At 50.0% G+C, this 19730-nt stretch carries 17 protein-coding genes and 1 pseudogene; 6 read left to right on the forward strand and 12 right to left on the reverse strand.

Features of this window, described 5'->3' with window-relative positions; translation table 11 throughout:
• Positions 1–11: 11 nt before the first annotated feature.
• From ASN_RS05440 to ASN_RS05460, 5 genes are all read right to left on the reverse strand, one after another.
• Positions 12–1283, reverse strand: a complete 1272-nt coding sequence (locus ASN_RS05440) for a lipase family protein (protein WP_058987438.1) — start codon at positions 1281–1283, stop codon at positions 12–14.
• 12 nt (positions 1284–1295) lie between these two features.
• On the reverse strand, positions 1296–2891 hold the full coding sequence (locus tag ASN_RS05445) for a carboxylesterase/lipase family protein (protein ID WP_167541296.1): 1596 nt from the start codon (positions 2889–2891) through the stop codon (positions 1296–1298).
• Positions 2892–2945: 54 nt separating this feature from the next.
• On the reverse strand, positions 2946–3584 hold the full coding sequence (locus ASN_RS05450; RefSeq protein WP_058989144.1) for a cysteine hydrolase family protein: 639 nt from the start codon (positions 3582–3584) through the stop codon (positions 2946–2948).
• Between the two features lie 132 nt (positions 3585–3716).
• Entirely contained in the window at positions 3717–6092 is a 2376-nt protein-coding gene (locus ASN_RS05455) for a TonB-dependent receptor (protein WP_231948391.1), read from the reverse strand.
• A gap of 162 nt (positions 6093–6254) precedes the next feature.
• Positions 6255–7163, reverse strand: coding sequence for a LysR family transcriptional regulator (locus ASN_RS05460; protein WP_058987440.1), 909 nt, complete (start codon positions 7161–7163; stop codon positions 6255–6257).
• A gap of 153 nt (positions 7164–7316) precedes the next feature.
• Here ASN_RS05460 and ASN_RS05465 point away from each other — a divergent pair, with 153 nt between their 5' ends.
• The 4 genes and pseudogenes from ASN_RS05465 to ASN_RS20145 all read left to right on the forward strand — a co-directional run.
• Positions 7317–8117, forward strand: coding sequence for an IclR family transcriptional regulator domain-containing protein (locus tag ASN_RS05465; protein WP_058987441.1), 801 nt, complete (start codon positions 7317–7319; stop codon positions 8115–8117).
• 91 nt (positions 8118–8208) lie between these two features.
• Positions 8209–8733 carry a transposase gene (locus tag ASN_RS05470; RefSeq protein ID WP_231948392.1) on the forward strand — a complete coding sequence of 175 codons (525 nt, stop codon included), beginning with the start codon at positions 8209–8211 and terminating at the stop codon, positions 8731–8733.
• Positions 8711–9790, forward strand: a complete 1080-nt coding sequence (locus tag ASN_RS05475; protein ID WP_058987442.1) for an IS5 family transposase — start codon at positions 8711–8713, stop codon at positions 9788–9790. The genes ASN_RS05470 and ASN_RS05475 overlap by 23 nt, the downstream gene beginning before the upstream one ends.
• A 332-nt stretch (positions 9791–10122) precedes the next feature.
• Positions 10123–10419: pseudogene (locus ASN_RS20145) on the forward strand (hypothetical protein); the annotation flags it as partial.
• Here ASN_RS20145 and ASN_RS05480 read toward each other — a convergent pair.
• Entirely contained in the window at positions 10391–11251 is an 861-nt protein-coding gene (locus tag ASN_RS05480; RefSeq protein WP_058987443.1) for a phytanoyl-CoA dioxygenase family protein, read from the reverse strand. The pseudogene ASN_RS20145 and the gene ASN_RS05480 sit on opposite strands and share 29 nt — an antisense overlap.
• 92 nt (positions 11252–11343) lie before the next feature.
• Here ASN_RS05480 and ASN_RS05485 point away from each other — a divergent pair, with 92 nt between their 5' ends.
• Complete coding sequence (locus ASN_RS05485) at positions 11344–12273, forward strand: LysR family transcriptional regulator (protein ID WP_058987444.1); 930 nt, start codon at positions 11344–11346, stop codon at positions 12271–12273.
• Positions 12274–12356: 83 nt separating this feature from the next.
• On the forward strand, positions 12357–13754 hold the full coding sequence (locus tag ASN_RS05490; RefSeq protein WP_058987445.1) for a purine-cytosine permease family protein: 1398 nt from the start codon (positions 12357–12359) through the stop codon (positions 13752–13754).
• A gap of 55 nt (positions 13755–13809) precedes the next feature.
• Here ASN_RS05490 and ASN_RS05495 read toward each other — a convergent pair whose 3' ends face one another.
• The 6 genes from ASN_RS05495 to ASN_RS05520 all read right to left on the reverse strand — a co-directional run bounded on the left by ASN_RS05495 (position 13810) and on the right by ASN_RS05520 (position 19724).
• Positions 13810–14859, reverse strand: coding sequence for a nucleoside hydrolase (locus tag ASN_RS05495; RefSeq protein WP_197603337.1), 1050 nt, complete (start codon positions 14857–14859; stop codon positions 13810–13812).
• Between the two features lie 65 nt (positions 14860–14924).
• Positions 14925–15860 (reverse strand): LysR family transcriptional regulator, encoded by a 936-nt coding sequence (locus ASN_RS05500; protein ID WP_058987446.1) that lies wholly within the window; start codon positions 15858–15860, stop codon positions 14925–14927.
• 69 nt (positions 15861–15929) lie between these two features.
• The gene (locus ASN_RS05505) at positions 15930–16601 is read right to left on the reverse strand and encodes a DUF1028 domain-containing protein (RefSeq protein WP_058987447.1); all 672 of its coding nucleotides are present in this window, start codon (positions 16599–16601) and stop codon (positions 15930–15932) included.
• A gap of 77 nt (positions 16602–16678) precedes the next feature.
• Entirely contained in the window at positions 16679–17926 is a 1248-nt protein-coding gene (locus ASN_RS05510; protein ID WP_058987448.1) for a flavin-containing monooxygenase, read from the reverse strand.
• Positions 17927–18106: 180 nt separating this feature from the next.
• Positions 18107–19258, reverse strand: a complete 1152-nt coding sequence (gene argE / locus ASN_RS05515; protein WP_058987449.1) for an acetylornithine deacetylase — start codon at positions 19256–19258, stop codon at positions 18107–18109.
• A gap of 37 nt (positions 19259–19295) precedes the next feature.
• A complete protein-coding gene (locus ASN_RS05520; RefSeq protein WP_058987450.1) occupies positions 19296–19724 on the reverse strand; it encodes a RidA family protein in 429 nt (142 codons plus the stop codon).
• Between the last annotated feature and the right edge of the window lie 6 nt (positions 19725–19730).

Consider the following 19730-nt stretch of genomic DNA (forward strand, 5'->3'; position numbering starts at 1 on the left):
ACCCGTATCACTCAGTAATTGAACGGCACATGCTGATCCGGTGCCTGCAAGGGGCCAGGCGCATGAAGCGCCTGGCAGTTCGAAACCGGGCGGCTCCCCGCGCGCAAGGCGGTGATAAAATGTAGTTCATCCGCAAAGGCGACATTCACCGTGCCACTGTGTGTCAGGCCCGGATAGTAGTGCCACTCCACATGATCGTCTGCCGCGCATAATGCAGCAATCGCATTATATTGGGGTATGAGACCCGCCTCTGAATCCGCAAGGCCGGTCGCGGTAAAAACCGGTGCTTTCTGGTAAGCATCGGGCAACATTCTGGCCTGCTGGGCCATCTGCTCATAATGCTCCACACCGGGAGTGTAGATATCATCCGCCTTCATATGCCGGGCCTTGGCGTAATCCATCAGATCATGCAGGCAGGCATGAGATGCCAGATCAATGATTGCCCGCCCCTTATCCCTGATCAGGTCGGAAAGCCCCGGATAGCCCAATGCCTGTAGGCTGCCCAGAAAATACAGGGTCGAATAGGCGGCATCCACATCATCCCCGCCCTGATAGGCGCCTTCGGTAATAAAGGGGGCCTGGTGACGGTCCCGAATATCAAGCACAAGACCACTGGCAATAACCGCCAGAATATGCAGATCTGGTGCCACCTGCGGTGCCAGATAGCCTGCCCCCAGCGCAGCCCCTGACCCCTGAGACTGCCCCGCCACCACAATATCGTTCGCCAGAAGATGCGGATGTGCTTTTAAAACGGCGTGAACGCCATCGAGAATACTGTATCCTTCGGGTTTGAATAGCAGATATGGGTGCACACCTTGCGTACCCAGCCCCTGATAATCCGTGCCGAACACGGCATATCCATGGCTGAGCCATTGTTTGAAATACGCCAGATCCCGCGGCGACGAGCCACGCCATGACGGCGCGCAGACATCCGCCACCCCCGTTGTACCATGAGCCCAAGCCACGATTGGCCACCCACCTGCGGGTGGCTTGCCTTCCGGCAGGTACAACACCCCGGAAACAGGGGCTATCTGGCCCTCTCTTACACCGTCACGCGCCGTGTACAACACACGATAGCCATGATACCCCAGACCGGTTGCCTCATAGGCCTCCTGCCGCAATACGGTGCCGTAAGCTTGCGGCAGAGGGGCAGCCCACTGGTAGAAAGCCGAAACTCCGCCATCGCCGGAAGGCAGCGCATCCGCCGCCATGCCTGACATAGCAGTTCCACATCCCATACAGCAGGCCCCAAGCACGAGTGCTTTCTTGATATATGCGCGCATAGTCGCCATTCCTCACCAAACCGCCAAGCCTGAAAGCTTGCTCGCAATCCAGTCAAGCTGGGCTTCCCGGAAATATGTCATGACCGAAAGATCGTGGGGGCCGAACTCCAGAACTGGCCCGCTAAGCGGCACATAGAGGGGCCAAACCGGGGCAATGCCCGCAGCATCCGGCACGCCTTTTTGCGCGAAACTGACCCAGTACGCCATCATCTGCTCGGAAAGCCTGCGATCCTGCCGCACCGCGGCCGCCACAGGCGTGATACCTTGGCCGCCGTCATCGCTCTGGCTCGTGTAGCGGGTGCGCAAATTGCCAAAGACATAGGGTAACTCGGATGCATGAGCCGCCCCACGGCATCCATCAGACTGCCAGCCCTTTCCCGCCCCGCCATGATCAAAATCATAAACCCAGACAGGCAGACCCGCCGCCGCCCACGCCTGTGCCTGAAAGCGCACTGGTTCAGTTTCGATCCGGTCTGTCTGCGCCGCACGCACAGCCGCCTGCAAAGGCCCCGGATACAACCGCTTGAAGGTCGGGTCCGCCGGAGAGGCAAATGTAAACAAAGCCAGGGCATCAGGCCCATAAACGCTGGCATCACAACTAGTCCCGCCCAGTATCAGCGGCACCGGCAGCATTTTGCCCTGCGCCAATAGCGTCGGCAAAGGGGCCGCAAGCAACTGACCATCGACAATGGGCATGGGAGTGCTACGATCTATGTCCTCCGGCGGGTCATCCTCTGTCAGTGCCGAAACGGGCAAGGCCCGAAGTGCATCGGCTTGCATGGCAGATACGCCATCGATACCATGTCGGTGGGCGTATTCCACCCCAATGGCCTCAGCCGAGGCCGTCCCTTGGGTCAGCTCTCGCCCGGCCCAGCGTGGAAAACCCGACTGGGAAATGGCGCGCGCGAACAAGCCGCGCGCAGACGGCATGATCGTCAGGAAATTGACCGATGCCCCCCCGGCACTCTGCCCGAAAAGCGTGACCTGCGCCGGATCGCCGCCAAACCGCCCGATATTATCCCGCACCCAGCCTAGTGCCGCGATCTGGTCCATAAAGCCGTAATTGGCCTGTGCTTCGCCCTTTGGGCGCACCGCCGCAAGAGCGGGATGGGCAAAAAAACCAAGACGCCCAAGGCGATAATTGAAACTGACGACTATAACACCTTTTTGCGCCAGTCGGGTTCCATCATAAAGCGGTTCCGCCGACGACCCACCAATAAAGGCCCCGCCATGAACCCAGACCATGACAGGCAAAGGTCCGCCCCGCCGCTCTGATGGCCGCCAGATATTGAGCGAGAGGCAGTTCTCGCTTGTGGGGATATTGCGCGCGCCCATACGCGCGATCTGCGGGCAGGCTGGCCCAAAAGCCCCGGCATCAATCCGCGTGGACTCACTTGTTTCTGGCAAAGGCTGGGGCGGACGCCACCGCAGCGCCCCGCTCGGCGGGACGGCGTAGGGTATGCCCTTAAAACTGTCCACGCCCGCGGCACTACGCCCCAACACTAGACCGTAAGGGGTCTGCACCATGGGTGCCTCGGATGCCGCACCGGCCACGCCCCCCGTAACAACAAAGGCCATGAAGGCAACAACACAAAGGTGATGTCTCACGCGCCGCCTTTTTTGCCCGCTCCGGTGCATCATGATCACACTCCCCCTATAGCTTTAGGCGTCCGTCCCCTTGCTCGCGTGTTGGGCAAACGCATCTACTGCATAGGCGCAATCGACATTGGCACCATGCTGGAGATACTCCATGGCTTCAAGCGAAGCCGTATGCGCCTTGATGCTGGAGCCCGCGACACAGTCATGCACAACGCGGCAATGATAGTCATGCTGATGGCCATCGACAAATGTGTAGTGGACACACACATCCGTAAAACCACCGATCAGGATAAGCGTCTTGGCTTTGAGTGCCTTGAGAAGAATTTCAAGCTCCGTGCCGAAAAAGCATGAATACCGACGCTTCTGGATGACATAATCATCCTCTCTCAGCCCCACTACATCGCGGGCGATCGGGGTGCCCGGCCGGCCCTCGACACAATGCAGCCCCTCACTGCCATCCAGTTCCCGACCAAAATCAATCAGCGATGCCCGGTGTATTTCCTGAAAGAAAATAACGGGAATATCCGCCGCACGCGCCGCGTCAATCACGCTACGTGTGCGGCTCATCCGCTCGATGGTGTCGGGCATCAGCGGCAGATGAAAATTCGGAGGCGGCGGTACAAACGACCCTTGTTGAATATCAATGGCCAGCACGACAGGGTTACCGACAATAAAAGGGTTTTTCTTTTTTACGTTTGTCACAAAACTTATCTTCCAAACAAGACCACGCGCATCCATGAACCATGGTGGTCATGAATGTCGGCCTGTTTCCAACACATGAAGGAAACAGGCCACCGTCAGTTACGACGTGTTATGAGCAACTGCTTACATACATCAGAACGAGGCACTGACAGTTCCGAAGAACTCACGCACCGCACCACGCTGGAGCGACTGGTAGTCACCCGATACAGGGAAGCCATTCTCGCCCATCATAGAAATATATTTCTGGTTCAGAAGATTATAAACTGTGAAATTCACTTTTACATTCTTAAGAACAGAAATCCTCCCAAAATCATAAGATGCGCCCGCACTGGTAAACCAGTATGGTCTGACCGACGTATCATTCATAAGAGAGTAGTATCTCTTTGAAAAATAGTTGGCATAGAAGTTCGCATTAAACCCGTGATAATGAAAATCGATGCCAGTCTTGTAAATAAAGGAAGGATACGCAACCATTTTCTTGCCATACATGTCACAGTTTCCTGTAAGCGGACACGCATTGACATGCGCGCCATATGTCATGTGGTTGTAGCTGATGGAATTGAAAATTCCCAACCACTTGAAAGGATAGTAGTTAATGGATGCATCCACCCCATACATGGAAGCCTTACGCGTATCTATGACTGTAGAAACAGGGTTGTTGATACTTCCAACAGACGCAGACATAAGACGATGCGAAATATCAGCATGATAACCAGCAATGGATGCCACTATCTTCCTGCTTGTATAACGATACCCTACGACATAAACCCAGTCTTTTTCAGGTTTAAGTTTTGAACGGTTCTCATTGAACAGAGCCTGGGTCGATACACCCCATGGTGATGTATAGCTACCTTTTGCGGCAACACTGTAGGGTCGCATGGTTTCTGCCACATCAAAGTACAGCTCATGATGTGGTAGAAAACGCCAGACAAGATTGACATTGGGCAGGAAAGCAGCTGACGATGTCATGCTGCCATGCGCAAGGTTAGAGAACCCAGCCTGCGCACCACCCGAAGTTGTCTGCAGCATGGACTTGAAACCATATGTCAGACGCAAATTATCAAATGGTGTATACGTATCCATCAGGTGGTACTGGAAGGTATTCGTATTCCATTTGTAATGATAAGCTGAATAGAGCAGACCGTACCTATCATACGGCCCCGTAACAGACACTGGTGTGCCTTGACCAAGAAGTGGTTGATTATAGATATTGAACGACGTTTCCTGTCTGTTGTTTTCGAACCAGGCCCCGGTTTCAAAATGATGCTTTTTGTAGTCATACGTAAAGCTGGTTGTAAAACCGCCACGCTGTTGCTGAAGATGCCAGACATCTTCGGCCAAAGGCGCACCGGTGGTAGAATAATCGTATGGGTCACCTACTACCGTATGTGTATCATCTTTGTGGCCATACAGAAGACCATGCCATTTCAGGCGATCCGTAATATCAGCATCCAGATGCAGACCAGTCAGATAGTCAACCGTTGCCTGGCCTGCATCATAGAATGCCGTACCATAGGTGGTGGAAACATTCTGCCACCCCGCAGGCAGAGAGCCTTGAGCACCGTCAGTCATTCCCCACAGACCAGCCGCATACGCTCCAGCATAGTTCGGATAGAAGTTGGCCGTCCGCCAGCCAAGTTTATCAAGCATTTCCAGAGAGTTATCTGAATAGTTCCAGACTTCAGCATTAGACCAGTTGAAAAACAATGCTGCCCTAACCCGCTCACCCAGAGGTTGCATAATTTTGGCATCAACATTCTGCATGAAATCAGGGCTAGAGCTGTTATACTTTTTCTCATACGCCCGAGCGTAAGAAACAAAAAACTTTGTACCTGAATGATTCAGCTTGCCACTATCTAGGCGAACATAGGTTCGCTTCATACCGTAGCTACCAAAACCTTGAGAAACCTTAGCCCCCATTTTGTCTGACGGGTCTTTTATGCTCATTTCCATGGAGCCGCCAAGGTTACTGTTTGACGGCACGGCAAGTCCGCCAGCGCCTACGGACATAGATGCCCGACCAATATCATCAGAAATCGCAGCGTTATTGATATTCAGACCATTCAGGTTGGCATAAGTTTGGTCATTCAGCGGAATACCATCCAGCGTCACACCCAGCTGATTCTGACTGAAGCCACGAACGTGAATGCTGGATGACCAACCATCAATACCCAACGGATCTGAAGAGCTGTAACTTGTTCCCGGAAGTTGACCAAGGGATTTCAGAATATTCTGCCCTGGCACTTCACTTTGCAGTATCCGGCTGTCAACTTTCATACTGCTGCCAGTCTGCATGTAACGCTGTGAGCCCGCGACCTCGACTTCCTCGCTATGGCGCGACACCGCTGCCTTATTCGATTTTTTGACGTTATGCGCGCCAGACACCGCAACCTTGCCCCGGACCGCCACCTTTCCCACCGGTTTCGCATCTTCCGCTAGGGCCACCCCGGAAACATAGAGCGCGGCTATGGAAGACAGTAGTAAAATTCTCAATTTTACCTGGAGCATAGGATTCTGTTTTTCCGCGAATACACCCCTCACCATCGTCCTCCCTCACTATCTGCTTACAGCATGAGGGATTTGTTCCGGGTTAAAAATAACCTCTGAGGAAAATTTGGTTTTGCATTTGGTAAAGTGGCGTGCCTCAGACACTCTCGGAACAGACCGCGTCTACTCCTGCATACACAGCAGGAATCTTTGTACAAGCTGCGAAGTCTGACCTCTGAGGGTAATCATTTCTATGGAATTAACGAACTGAATTTCAGAAGGAAGAATTTTTTTATAATCATTCTTTCTCCATAAAGATTCAACATAGTGGGTTGGCAGAAAACCTAAATAACAACCGCTCCCTATAAGGGTTGCCGCCAGCTCCATATTCTCAACGATTGCCTTTTGCTTGAAAGACTTTACGATTTCGGGCAGGCGCGTGGCTCTTTTTAGATCATATCCACAAAAATTATACTTTTGCGGCTGTAAATCACCAGTACTGGCCGGGGGCTTGTCAAAAAGCTCATGCCCAAGCGCACAATATAAATGATTTACCTCACCATGGAGAAATTTATATTCGATTTTATCAATGGTTCTTCGTTTGAAGATAATGCCAACGTCAAATTCGTCGTTAATAATACCGGCCTCCACCTCCTCTGTCGTTTTTGAACTAAGGTTAAGAATCACATCGGGATAAAGTGTACAGAAGTTATTGATCACCTCTGTCAGCCGGAAACTCTTGTCCGTTATCAGCGCATCCACAACCGCCAGACGCAGGGTTCCACTGACCTCGGCGTTCAGGCTGGAAATCTCCTGTTCGAATCGTTCTATATCGAGCAAAAGCTTTTTGCCGTAGTCATACAGCCGCAGCCCCTGCTCCGTCAGGGCAAAGCCCGCTTTGCCACGCCTACAGACCGTAACCCCGGTTCTGACTTCCAGATCGGAAACGCAGCGGCTAATCGCGGGAAGACCGATTTGCAGCACAGGCTCGGCGGCTGCAAAGCCCCCGCATTCCACGATAGTACAGAAAACTTTTACCAAACGCACATCACTGCCGGTAATTTTTCCGCGGAATTTTTTCGGTACACTCATATCAATTTACCTTTTCTCGCAGCAACAGACGCATAAAGCCTCCATTCCACACAAACAAACTCCACGGATATTCCCATGAAACCATAACTGCGTGTAGAATACGCCGATATGCAAGCGCAAAAAAACAAACCCAAACTGTAACGAAAAAGGTCAATGACAAAATTACGTTCAAAGGATGTCGCCCGACGGGAAGAAAAAGGCGTAGGGCGGGATTACTCGGAAGCCCTTGCTCGAGGACTGGCGATTATCTGCATTTTTTCGGCGGAAAAGCGCCGCATGACCCTCAGTGAAATCGCCCGCGAGGTTGACCTGCCCACAGCAACGGTGCGGCGCACGCAGATCACTTTGGAACAACTCAGTTACATGCGTAGCGAAGGACGCCTGTTCACCCTCACGCCCGATATCCTCAGAATTGCCCGTGCCTACCTGACCTGTAACGCCATTTCGGATATCATCCAGCCCGCCTGCGAACGCCTGACCAAAACCACGGATGAAGGCACAGCCGCCGCTGTCATACATAACGATGAGGTAGTCATGATCGCCCGTTCGGTTCCTGCTCAGGCGGCGCTGCTCGATGTGGGTATCGGCTTTCGTATCTCCGCCTATAACAGTGCTCTGGGACGTATTCTGTTATCCGACAAAACCGATGACAAACTTGCCGCCTATTTTGCGGCTACCCCACTGAAGAAATCGACGCCGTTTACCATAACGGATCCAGAAGTCATTAAAGACGAAGTGCTGGCAGCACGCAAAAACGGGTTTGCCTATGCCTGTCAGGAAGCCGAATACGGTTATCATTCCGTCGCCGTCCCGCTTCGCAAATTCAATGGATCCATGGTGGCCGCCCTACATATCGGCACACGCATCGAAAAGGTGACACGCGAAGAAATGCTCTCGCATTTCATGCCGATGCTGATGGAAGAAGCAGAAAGGCTGAACCGCCAGCTTATCTGATCCAGCCTGCCGAGCTGGAGACCCGCAAAAACCGGTAGCGTTTGGACGGCTATAGTGATTCATTGAAGTTACGCGATCACGGAGGCCTGCTATGGATCCCAAGTCCCTGTTCAGTTTGAGGGATCACCTTGATGCATTGAGCAAAGAGGGCGATCCGCTCGAGGTTTTGCAGGAGACGGTGGATTTCGAGTATTTCCGGGCGTGGCTGGTCGAAGGGCTTGGCTATGGCGACGGTAGTAAAGGCGGCCGGCCACCATTCGATCCTGTGATGATGTTCAAGGCCCTGATCCTGCAGACGCAGCATAATCTGTCAGACGCCCGGATGGAGTTCATGATCCGCGATCGTCTGAGTTGGCTGCGATTTCTGGGGCTGTCGCTCGGGGATCGAACGCCGGACGAGAACACGATCCGGCATTTTCGCAATCGCCTGACCGAGACGGGAACGCTCAGGCGGGTGATGAAGGCTTTTGACTGGCAACTCCAGAAGAAGGGCTACATTCCAATGTCCGGGCAGATGGAGGGTTCGAAAAACCCCTGGTTCTGGTCCTCTGTGTGTGATTCCATCTCTTCTGTGATGATTGAGGGAATGGCTCATGAAGCAGCCGGGCTTCTTTGATGTGGACGAGCGACTAGCCCGTTTGAGTGGCCTTGGCGATCAGCTCGAAGCGTTTTCTCGGACTGTGGATTTTGAGGCGTTCCGTCCTGATCTGGACAGGGCTCTGGCCTATGCGGACGGGAGCAAAGGTGGCCGTCCCCCGTTTGATCCGGTGCTGATGTTCAAGATCCTGGTGATCCAGACGCTGAACAATCTCTCCGACGAGCGAACGGAGTATCTGATCAACGACCGGCTGTCCTTCATGCGCTTCCTCGGCCTGGCGTTATCGGACCGGGTGCCCGATGCCAAAACGGTCTGGCTGTTTCGTGAGCGTCTGACCCAGGCTGGCGCCATCCAGAAGCTGTTCGAGCGCTTTGACGCCATCCTGCGAAACGCCGGGTATCTGCCGATGTCAGGCCAGATCCTGGATGCCACGCTGGTGGCGGCGCCAAAGCAGCGCAATACCAACGGGGAGAAAGCCGATCTTCGGGAAGGCCGGATCCCCGAAGGCTGGGAAGACAAGTCGGCAAAGCTGTTCCACAAGGACAGGCACGCCCGCTGGACGCTGAAGTTCACGAAGGCAAAGCGGCAGGAGGACGGGACGCTCCCGTCCACGGACCTCGCCATCCCGTTCTTTGGCTACAAATCGCATGTTTCCATCGATCGAAAGTTTCGACTGATCCGGAAATGGAAAGCGACGGATGCCGCCGCCAGTGATGGTGCCAGACTGCGCGAGGGCTTGCTCGATAAAACCAATACGGCCTCAAGCGTCTGGGCCGACACCGCCTACCGCTCGCAAGCCAATGAGGACTTCATGGACAAAGAGGGTTTCGTCTCGAAGGTTCACAGGAAAAAGCCGCATCTCAAGCCCATGCCCCGCCATATCCAGCGCTCCAACGCAGGGAAGTCCGTCATCCGATCCCGCGTCGAGCATGTCTTTGCCGATCAGAAATCGCAGACGGGACTGTTCGTCCGGACCGTGGGCATTACCCGGGCGACCATGAGGATTGGCTTGGCCAATATCGTCTACAACATGCGCCGCTTCCTCTTCCTCGAGAGGTTGAACGCGGCCGCGTAGCTATCCCATTGGCGACAGCGTCCGATCTGCTCAAGACGCAGATCAAAAGTCACCCCAGGAACCGTCAATCAGCACGACAAAAGCCTGAAATCAGGAACCACGCGCGCCAATCAACGGTTCTTCAATCCCTCCATCTACTCTGTCAGGGTATTTCGTCATTTGGCGCATGAATCTTATACTTGTATCTAGCCTGTGATGTTTCTCTCTATGTTCGGGAAGAGTGCGAATACAGCGGTATCCACGCTGATGTGAACACGTGTTTTCGGCTAGGAAACGCGGGCCATCCCGAATGCATCCGGTACCGGATCAGCCATCTATCCCTCCCCATAAAATACTGGAAACTGCTGCCTGCCGACACAGCCCTCAGGCTACTGGCAACTGCAATCAAGGCCCGATGGGTCTGCAAACAGGCGCATCAGCAACTCAAGGAGAGCTGAGCTTCTATCACTTTAAAGGGCGATCATCGACAGGCCTACGCCTTTCTCCAGCCCAAGCGCCTCACGACGGTCGGGCGGAAAAAGCTACCGACCACCTACCGGGCAATGCTCGCACTGTGGAAACCTTCCACAGCAACCCTCGCAGCAATCAGCCAAAGTAGTGCTAGTCTCTGTGCTGAACTTGCTGTGTAAAAAACGAAGCACCTTTAGGTTTTTCGGGAAGTTCAATCTCAAAGGGAATACAACGCACTTTGCCTGTTTCTACACCGTAAACAAGCTGACCATCAAATATGCTTGGTAAAGGATTCTCCGCGAGGGGAATTGCGTCTTCAGCCGCATAGACAACAATAAACAAAGTACGAGGATCGTTGCTTAAATTGGGAGCTGAACCATGTAAAAGCCTAGTATGCATGAAACAAACGCTCCCAGCAGTGCCGTGGCAACGCACGGCTGTGCGATGACACTCTTCTTCTACTACACCCGTTACTGAGCCAGTAAAAATTCCATTATGCCAAAGAGAGCAAATTGGATCTTTATGTGTCCCGGGAACAACTTCAAGCGGACCATTTTGTTCTGTGAGATCATCTAACATAACAAGAGCCGTAATGAGGTCATCATTAGTGTGAGGTGTAAAAGGAAAGTCCTGATGCCATTTCACTTTTGTAGGCGTACCAGGAAGCTTCGAATTGATTTTTGCATGATGTAACTTAACATTGGGACCGATTAGTTGGGCAACTGCTGTAGGCACAGCCCCATTTAGCATAACATGTTTATATACTTCAGATATTTCACCAGGTGATGCCACGCGCCGTAAAGCTGGTGTTGCAGCTGAATGCCCAGGCTCAAGGTCAAAACGGGGACGTCCGTCCAATGTTGTGCCGTAAGACTGCTCGTGTAATTTGCTCTCATTAACCCACGTTGCAAAGTCAGCCCTTAGCTCAGATACCAACTCACGAGAAATTAAATTTTCAGCAACCAAAAAACCATTCTCATTGAAGAACGATACCTGCTCCGCTTTAAGCATTACTTTATCTCCACTATGACAGTCCTTACAATTTGACGAATTCAACCAAAAAGAGAAAACTGTTTTTTTCGTGGAAAAGGAAAGATTTTTTCATGGTTCGAATTACACTCCGACAGGCAATGTATTTTGTTGCCGTAGCTGACCATGGAACAATGTCCGGCGCGGCTTTAAAACTGAATATTTCGGAACCTGCGCTAGCTGACGGACTACGAAAACTTGAACAAATTACAAACCTTGTTCTACTTGAAAGACTCCCGGCCCGGGGTGCACGCCTGACCCAAGCAGGACTTGCGCTAGAATCTTCGATAAGACAGTTACTGGTTACCGCACAGAAAACCGAAGAAATAGCCACCAAGATAGCATGCAATACTCAGACAATATTGCGAATAGGCTGTTTTATAAATCTTACGCCTTATATATTATATGACCTTCAAAAATATCTTAGGAACAGATTTCCTGAAATAAAGCTCGATTTTCATGAAAACAATCATAAAAATCTTATGAAATCCCTTGCAAATAACGATCTTGATTTACTGATTGCTTATGACATGGGTCGTATTGGTGAAAAAATACAGACCGAGACCCTGTTCAGTCTACAACCTTATGTTATCATGCGAGAAGATCACCCATTGGCAAAGTGTAAAAACCTTACCCTGGAAGCTATTAGTAAGGAACCACTAGCTCTCTTCAACTTACCTGGATCAGATGAATATTTTGAAAATTTATTTTATAAAATAAAGAAAAATCCATCTATTAATTTTCGAGCACACACCATGGAATCTCTTTATTGCGCAGTCGCTGCTGGCATGGGTATAGCGATTGTGGCATTACGAAGAAAGAATAATGATAGTTTTTGTAATGAAGTAGTTGAAATTCCCATAAGTGAGCCCACAAATCCGCTGAACATTATTATTGCAAGAAAACAAACAAGAGGATCCGTACCGCCTGATTATATTTTTAGAAGTATCTCATCATTTATACGTGAAAAATCTAAGAATTTTGGCTATGTCAAACCTCAATAAAAAATAAATAACAAAAAGATAATACAGCTTTTCTATTTTATTGTGGCGTCGTAATATTTTCAGATATAAACGGAGCTACCTTGATGCCGACACCCCAAGAACCCCCTGCAAAAAATTTCGTGGAAAAAGGCAGCATTTATCCCATTCCAGCAACAGCTCGGTTTGGTACATCGCGAGACTTGTTCACTATCTGGTTTGGTGGGAATTTGATGATCCTTACCATTTCTACAGGCGCACTGACAACAGGTGTCTTTCATTTAAGTCTGCCTGTGGCATTGCTGACACTTGTATTAGGGAACTTGATCGGAGGTCTGTTTATGGCCCTTCATGCAGCACAGGGTCCTATTTTGGGTGTCCCGCAAATGGTACAGGCCCGCGGCCAGTTTGGTACAGTGGGTGCAGCAATTATTACCCTTTTATTGATTTTTATGTATGTTGGCTTTACTGCTTCAAATATTATACTAGGAGGAGAAACTTTCAATTTTATTGTGCCGACTTTAACCCGGTCTACCTCTCTTCTTATCGTAGCCTTTTTTTGTCTTCTCCCGGCTCTGGGAGGTTACTATTGCCTGCATCTAGCAGGAAAACTTAGCACTTTTCTGGGTATTACAGCTCTTACGACCTGTATAATCCTTTTAGTAAAAGACCCAGAGATTTATAAAATAATCGTAAACGGATCGCCTCATTCAACCAACAGCCTGTCAAATGTGGTGGGAGCCTTCTCCATCATTGCACTCTGGCAAATTGCATTTGCTCCCTATGTTTCGGACTACTCACGTTATCTGCCTGCCACAAAACAGGGTGTTAAAAATGCCTTTTGGGCGACTTATGGAGGGTCATGCCTTGGAGCGTTCTTTCCTATGACAATTGGTATGTTATTAGGGTTTGAGGCTAATTCTGCAGGAGCCCTCGTCGGTTCATTATACGCCCATCTTTCCTCTAGCAGTACACTGGCTGCAACTCTTGTACTCTGCTCACTTATTCTAGGGATGGCTGGTCCGACCGCCATGAATATTTATTGTGGAGCGCTCGCAGCACTTTCAATTTTTCAAACCTTCTTTTCATCTTACAACTTTGGTAGACGTTCGCGGCTTTTAACAACACTAGCCTTGTTTATTCTGGCGTGTTGGTGTGTTTTCTTCATGACAAATGACTTTTTACACCGCTACATCGATTTCCTTGATATTCTCATGATGATTATGATCCCTTGGACTGCCATCAATCTGGTGGATTATTATCTGATTCATCATGCAAAGTATGATGTAAATGCATTTTTCAAAAAAGATGGTGGGATTTATGGTCGTATTAATAAAACAGCATTTCTGTGTTTTTTCCTTTCTCTGATATTGCAATTCCCTTTTCTTGTTACACCAGCTTATGTTGGTCCAATAGCCTACCACTTGCATAGTGTTGATATTTCTTGGCTAATTGGCTTAGGAACTACATCCACTCTATACTATATAGTATCAAAAAAAAATTAGATAATATGATATCAGAATATTGGTATACCTAATTTTCAGGTATACCAACCATAAATCACTTTTTTAAAATTGTTTCAAAGAAAAGGTTTTTTAGCTTGGATGAATCGACGTCTATGCAGACAGATTGCGAGGGTCTATTATCCCAGTTGCTGATAAGGTAATGCCTGTCATCAGGCTTCTGGATTGTTTCTCCACGAGCAAACCCTTCGGTAACAACGCGCACAGCTCCTGATCTTCTCGTGAAAAGCGCTGGATTAATGGCTGCCGCAACGGCTGCGGCATCATGAATGTAGATATGATCGAGACCTTCTTGCCGATAATAATTAACGTATTTTCTCGAGATAGCCCATAACAACTGGCACGCTGGGTCGTTACTTTGTTTTAGCTGGTCTATTTCATTGAATTTAACCGGAAGCTTCATTGTTACGTCCAATCCCACAATGGTCACTTTCCATTGAGCCGAAAAAACTTCATCTGCCGCTATTGGATCACCATAAATGTTTGATTCCGCACATGGCGTTCTGTTGCCAAGATAGCCATCAAACCCAAATGCTCCTCCCATAACAACCACATCTTTTACAAACTTTACGACATCGGGATCATACCGTAGAGCTTGGGCCAGGTTTGTAAAATGGCCAACGGCCACCAATGTAACTTCCCCTGGATACTGCCTTACAATATCAGAAATGAATTTCCAGCCGGGGCGGGGATCCAGCGTGTTTTCTGACATAGGGGGAATCAAAATATCTCCTAAGCCGTTCTCGCCGTGTACGCGTGTTGATGCAGGAGAAACAGAGCCGTCTAACGCAGGTCCAGCGCCCTTGGCGATGGGGGCCTTTATGCCGAAACGATCCTTTAAGTAAAGTGTGTTTCTTGTCACTGTATCAATTAACCCATTGCCAGCAACAGTTGTTATACCAACCAGCTCTAGAACAGGGCTTTTTTGTATAAATAAAAGCGCCATCGCATCATCAATGCCGGGATCAGTATCAAAAATAATTTTTTGTTTTGAATTAGATCGCGACATAGCCTTAGCTGGCGACACAAAGCTAGCGGCCCCCACAACGTGCATGAACCCACGGCGGCCAATTCTGGAATATTTCATGAGCTGGTAACTTTCAAAGCTTGGGAGTTTTGCGCCCCTTCGCGGTATACGGAGAAATGTTGCTATCAATGTCCTAAAATGGAAGCCAGCATGCCGGGAATATGAGAGTCGGAAATGGAAGTCTTGCAATGTTGCTCAAAGGCCTGAAGCAGACGTGACTTGTTCAGGTTTGCCAATGTTGCGGTTCCCACAATCATAGGCCTGTGGCTACCGGCGAGGGGAATATGTACCAACTTCCGTCCATCCAGCGCCATGTCCGAGCGCGGGCGTACATTGGCAAGAGTATAACCGTACCCGTTTGCAACCATTGTCCGAACGACTTCTAAATGAGCTGAGCTAGAATAGATCTTGGGTTGCAGGGCTTCTTTAAAGAAGAGCGAAAAAAAATACTCCCGGCTAAAAGGCAGGTCCAGTAGAACCATAGGTTCATCAACAAGGTCCTGCAGACTGACCTCAGTTTCCTGTGCAAATGGATGGTTGGCACTAACAAGAACATAGGGAGGCAAGCTCGCGAGAGGCGAAAACTCGATACCTTCGGGTATTTGAAGATCATAGGCTATGGCAATATCAATCTCGACACGCCGTAGACTATCAAGAAGCCATTCCTGGTTGGCTTCAAACTGCCGTATTTGTACCATCGGATAGATGGACATAAAGTTGTGTGCCAGTTCCGGCATGATCATTGGCGCCAAGGTCACCATGGAGCCTACGCATAGTTGCCCACGCACTTGGTCTGTTGCCTCAGATGCTGCGTCATAAAGATTTTCGGCTTCCTTTATGACCCGCTTTGCGGCCACAACGAGCTTCCGACCGGCAGGAGTCAGCGATAAACCATGGGCATGCTGGCGAACAAAAAGTTGTACACCAAGCTCTTTCTCCAAATGGCTAATAGCCGTGGAGATGGAAGGCTGCGATATAGCAATGCGCTCGGAAGCCACCGTTATGGAACCACATTCGCCTGCCGCAATAAAATATTCTAGCTGTCTTAAAGTGTAGCGCATTTTTCCATGTTACACTATCGAACCATTATTGCTACGGCGTTAATTGCAGTGGGGCTGAGAAAATACGGCTTATTCGTCTCCTGGCACTCCAAATTTAGGGGCCTCTGTGGGGTCCAACGCGCGTTGAATGTATGCGCCCATTTGAGGCTTCCAGACTGTCCAGAGTGTTGCCAAGCGGCTGATTGGCTCGACGTCCCAGTCTATACGAAGATCCGCCATCGGCCAGTTCTGTGCCCCTATAAGAAGCAGGCCGGCAGAAAAGACAGGGCCCGCCTCGCCACCAGCGACCATTCCGCCTTGCATGGCGGCAATAAGCCTGTCACCTAGGGCTCCCTTGGCGGTTTCAAACGCTTCGACCATTCTAGCTGGGACATCGACGCTGGCTAATAGATTGCCCGCCGCAACACAATTGTCAGTTTTAAACCAACTACTGGTACCAAGTGCGTGGATGCCAGAAAAAACAGACGTATTACCCAGCGCATCAACCGCAGTAAGTTGACGGTACTGAATATGCTCAGCAGATGCCGTAATGGCCTCAATCGCTGCCGAAGCAGAAAGCCCTTCTGCCATCAGGCCGAGTACGGCAGGGCCAAGTCGGGGGTCAGTTGAATTTTGCGTGGCTACCGCTCCCACGCCTGAACGAACATACGCGCACCGCGCAGCGACGGCAGGAGAAGAAGAGGAAATAGCAAGGCCAAAACAGCCAGTAGTGGGACAACGGGCGGCGATCGAAAATGTCACAACCAACCTCCATACAACACAAAAACGAACAAACCGAGTGGCTTTGCACCCTGCTACGGAGCAGAGTGCAAGTACTATCAGTCTGGTTGACTTACGCTGGTCCGCTGCGTGGCGATATGCTGGGCCAAGTGCTTTGCGTCGTGCCAGACTCCCCAGATAAACGGAGACGCCCTTCGAGACAGCCAAGCAAGTCCAAGAAAATAGAGGCCCGGCACTTCAGAAACACCGCAGTCATGAACAGGTTCGCCTGCTTCATTAAAGACATCAACCTCAAGCCAATCAAAGTCCAGAGCGTAACCTGTTGCCCATACAATGGATGTTATGCCAACTTCCTTTAGATCGAGTTCTAGGATGGGGTTGGTCACACAATCAGGATCTGGCCCGATGTTACGAGCCTCTGGCTCTTCCGGTAAATCAAGCTTTTCTTGTTCGATATATGCATCAGCAGCATCAAGCATTGCAATATAGTTAGCATCTCCACCCGCAATATTTTTTGCGAGATCTGGAGCAAAACGTATACGGCCGTTTTCCCACCCCTCGGCACGACCAACCAGTGTCATACCTTGACTTGCCAGACGCCTAAAATCGATCGTATGGCCGCCGTTGGCCCCACTGACAGAAATGGTAACATGCTCCATGGATGGACTGCATGTTCGCATATCCCACATACCCAGTGCGCCGAGCCACCACACAAAGTCTCGCCCACGGTATTTTCGTGGCGGACGGTCGTGCGGACCAACGGCAAGATAGACCTTGCGCCCTGCATTCATGAGTTCTTCAGCTATCTGCGCGCCAGAAGAGCCCGCGCCGATAACTAGCACTGCCCCTTGTTTTAGCTGATCCGGGTTACGATAGGCACTGGAATGAATTTGCTCTATTCCGGTTGATGGGGGAACAAGGGAAGGAATAATTGGTTTCTGGAAGGGGCCCGTTGCAACAACGACATTTTTGGCCTCGATAGTGCCAGAGGATGTTTCGGCCAAAAAAGCCGAACCATCTGTATTCTTGGTCAATTTCTCAACGTTAACCCCGCATCGAATGGGCGAGTTGTTTTTTATTGCATAAGCTTCAAAATATTCGACTATTTTTTGTTTAGATGCAAAGCCGTCCGGGTCAACACCCTCGAATGTAAGATTGGGAAATCTATCATGCCATGCCGGTCCGTTAGCCACCAATGAGTCCCATCGTTCAGAACGCCAGCGTTCTGCAATTCTATTACGCTCGACAACTAGGTGCGACAATCCACTCTTGCCTAGATGTTCGCTCATAGCTACGCCAGCTTGGCCTCCACCAATAACGAGCGTTTCAACTTTCTCCACTGACATTACCGCCACCTTTTTATTTTCTGGCTCAATACAGCCAAGATACTTCTGCTATTTTATTACGCAGTGAAACTGGTACATAAATAACTGTTTTTCTTTGATAGTCTTAGGTTTTTCCTAATCCGCTCTCATTTCTCATAGAAAAAATACAGGCGTTTATTACCGGTTAGACTGGCGCATTTACTAACATCTATTGCAAAGATCTTGTATTATTCGAGATAAAAACAAATCTGAATCCTCAAGCTCTTGTCTGGTGATGTACTCATCAGCCTTGTGCGCACGCGCAATGGACCCCGGACCACACACAATGCATGGCAAATTTAGCTCTCGCGCAAAAAGTCCCGCTTCTGTGCCAAAGTCAATTACCGTTGTTGTATTCTGAGAGATACTTCGCAAACCAAGAGATAAAATGCCAGATCCATTTTGATCATAACTGAGACCAGGATAGCTATTGATTACCTCGACCTCAATGACGGCCCCCTGCTCATTCTGTGTCACAACACGTTGTGCGGCGGCCCGCAACCATGCAATATAAACATCTGGCAAAAGGTGGGGCAGAACACGGATTTCAACCATTAGGTTGCAATGTTCCGGAACGATGTTCAAAGCCACCCCTCCTTCGATCAAACCCACCTGAACCGTTGAAAAAGGCACTTCAAAACGCTTGTCATGTTCCTCTGTGTCTTCGATATACTTCTGAAGAGTCTGAAGTTCTGACACCATGCTGGCAGCAAGAGCAATTGCGTTTATTCCTTTGAGCGGATTAGCCGAATGCGCCGACTTACCGCGGCACTTAATACGCAATGCCACTTTCCCTTTATGCGCAACAGCAACCTGCATTTGTGTGGGTTCGCCAATAATACAACCTGACGCTGCAAGCCCGGTCTCCTGCAGCTTTCGCAACAGAAATCGTACACCAAGGCAACCCAGTTCCTCATCGTACGAAATGGCGAGATAAAGAGGTCGTTTCAAAGGAGAGATCGTTGCTTTAGCAGCGGCAGTAACCATGCAGGCCAGAAAACCTTTCATATCACTGCTGCCGCGTCCGTAAAGCCTTCCGTCTCGCTCAGTTAACGTAAATGGATCAGAACTCCAGCTTTGCCCTTCAGTTGGCACAACATCTGCATGCGCAGAAAGAACAATACCACCCGCTACATCTGGCCCAATGCGGGCAAATAGATTGTACCGTTCGAGCTCCTCTCCTGGTACACGCAGTATGTATGCTCCCAAAAGCGAAAGACGAGCTTCAAGCCAATCGATAATTGCACTATTGGGTGTGCCACAAACACTTGGAAACGCAACAAGCTGCGCCAGTGTATCAACCGTATTATTCATTAAAACCGCCACCGGTCGTTAAAAACACTGTTTGGTATCAGTCCAGTTCGGCGATAACATCAACTTCCACGAGCCATTCCGGCCGAGCGAGCGCTACAACCACAAGGCCCGTGAACACCGGAAAAACGCCTTTCAAATATTGCCCAAGCGTTCGGTATACTGACTCCCTATAGCGTATATCCGTTAGATAAACGGTCACTTTGCAAATATGGCGTGCCTCTGCCCCGCATTCCTTAAGGAGCAAGAGAATATTTTCAGCGACCTTCTGAGTCTGCTTCACGGGATCTCCAACGCCGACATTTTCCCGCGTATCCAGATCCTGGGGCACCTGTCCACGCAGATAAATAGTCTTCCCGGCAACCACGGCCTGACATAAATCATTGTCCAAGTTTTGCTCTGGATAAGTAACCTTAGTATTGAAGGGACGAATACGTTTATGCGTAACATCCGAAGAAATTTCTGACATTTTACA

The sequence above is a fragment of the Acetobacter senegalensis genome, assembly GCF_001499615.1.
Classification (GTDB): Bacteria; Pseudomonadota; Alphaproteobacteria; order Acetobacterales; family Acetobacteraceae; genus Acetobacter; species Acetobacter senegalensis.

What these genes read in the sequence shown, in the direction of transcription:
- ASN_RS05440 (WP_058987438.1), bottom strand. Translation starts at nt 1,283, where the DNA reads ATGCGCGCATATATCAAGAAAGCACTCGTGCTTGGGGCCTGCTGTATG.
- ASN_RS05455 (WP_231948391.1), bottom strand. Translation starts at nt 6,092, where the DNA reads ATGCTCCAGGTAAAATTGAGAATTTTACTACTGTCTTCCATAGCCGCG.
- ASN_RS05460 (WP_058987440.1), bottom strand. Translation starts at nt 7,163, where the DNA reads ATGAGTGTACCGAAAAAATTCCGCGGAAAAATTACCGGCAGTGATGTG.
- ASN_RS05465 (WP_058987441.1), top strand. Translation starts at nt 7,317, where the DNA reads ATGACAAAATTACGTTCAAAGGATGTCGCCCGACGGGAAGAAAAAGGC.
- ASN_RS05470 (WP_231948392.1), top strand. Translation starts at nt 8,209, where the DNA reads ATGGATCCCAAGTCCCTGTTCAGTTTGAGGGATCACCTTGATGCATTG.
- ASN_RS05475 (WP_058987442.1), top strand. Translation starts at nt 8,711, where the DNA reads ATGAAGCAGCCGGGCTTCTTTGATGTGGACGAGCGACTAGCCCGTTTG.
- ASN_RS05480 (WP_058987443.1), bottom strand. Translation starts at nt 11,251, where the DNA reads ATGCTTAAAGCGGAGCAGGTATCGTTCTTCAATGAGAATGGTTTTTTG.
- ASN_RS05485 (WP_058987444.1), top strand. Translation starts at nt 11,344, where the DNA reads ATGGTTCGAATTACACTCCGACAGGCAATGTATTTTGTTGCCGTAGCT.
- ASN_RS05490 (WP_058987445.1), top strand. Translation starts at nt 12,357, where the DNA reads ATGCCGACACCCCAAGAACCCCCTGCAAAAAATTTCGTGGAAAAAGGC.
- ASN_RS05495 (WP_197603337.1), bottom strand. Translation starts at nt 14,859, where the DNA reads ATGAAATATTCCAGAATTGGCCGCCGTGGGTTCATGCACGTTGTGGGG.
- ASN_RS05500 (WP_058987446.1), bottom strand. Translation starts at nt 15,860, where the DNA reads ATGCGCTACACTTTAAGACAGCTAGAATATTTTATTGCGGCAGGCGAA.
- ASN_RS05510 (WP_058987448.1), bottom strand. Translation starts at nt 17,926, where the DNA reads ATGTCAGTGGAGAAAGTTGAAACGCTCGTTATTGGTGGAGGCCAAGCT.
- argE (WP_058987449.1), bottom strand. Translation starts at nt 19,258, where the DNA reads ATGAATAATACGGTTGATACACTGGCGCAGCTTGTTGCGTTTCCAAGT.
- ASN_RS05520 (WP_058987450.1), bottom strand. Translation starts at nt 19,724, where the DNA reads ATGTCAGAAATTTCTTCGGATGTTACGCATAAACGTATTCGTCCCTTC.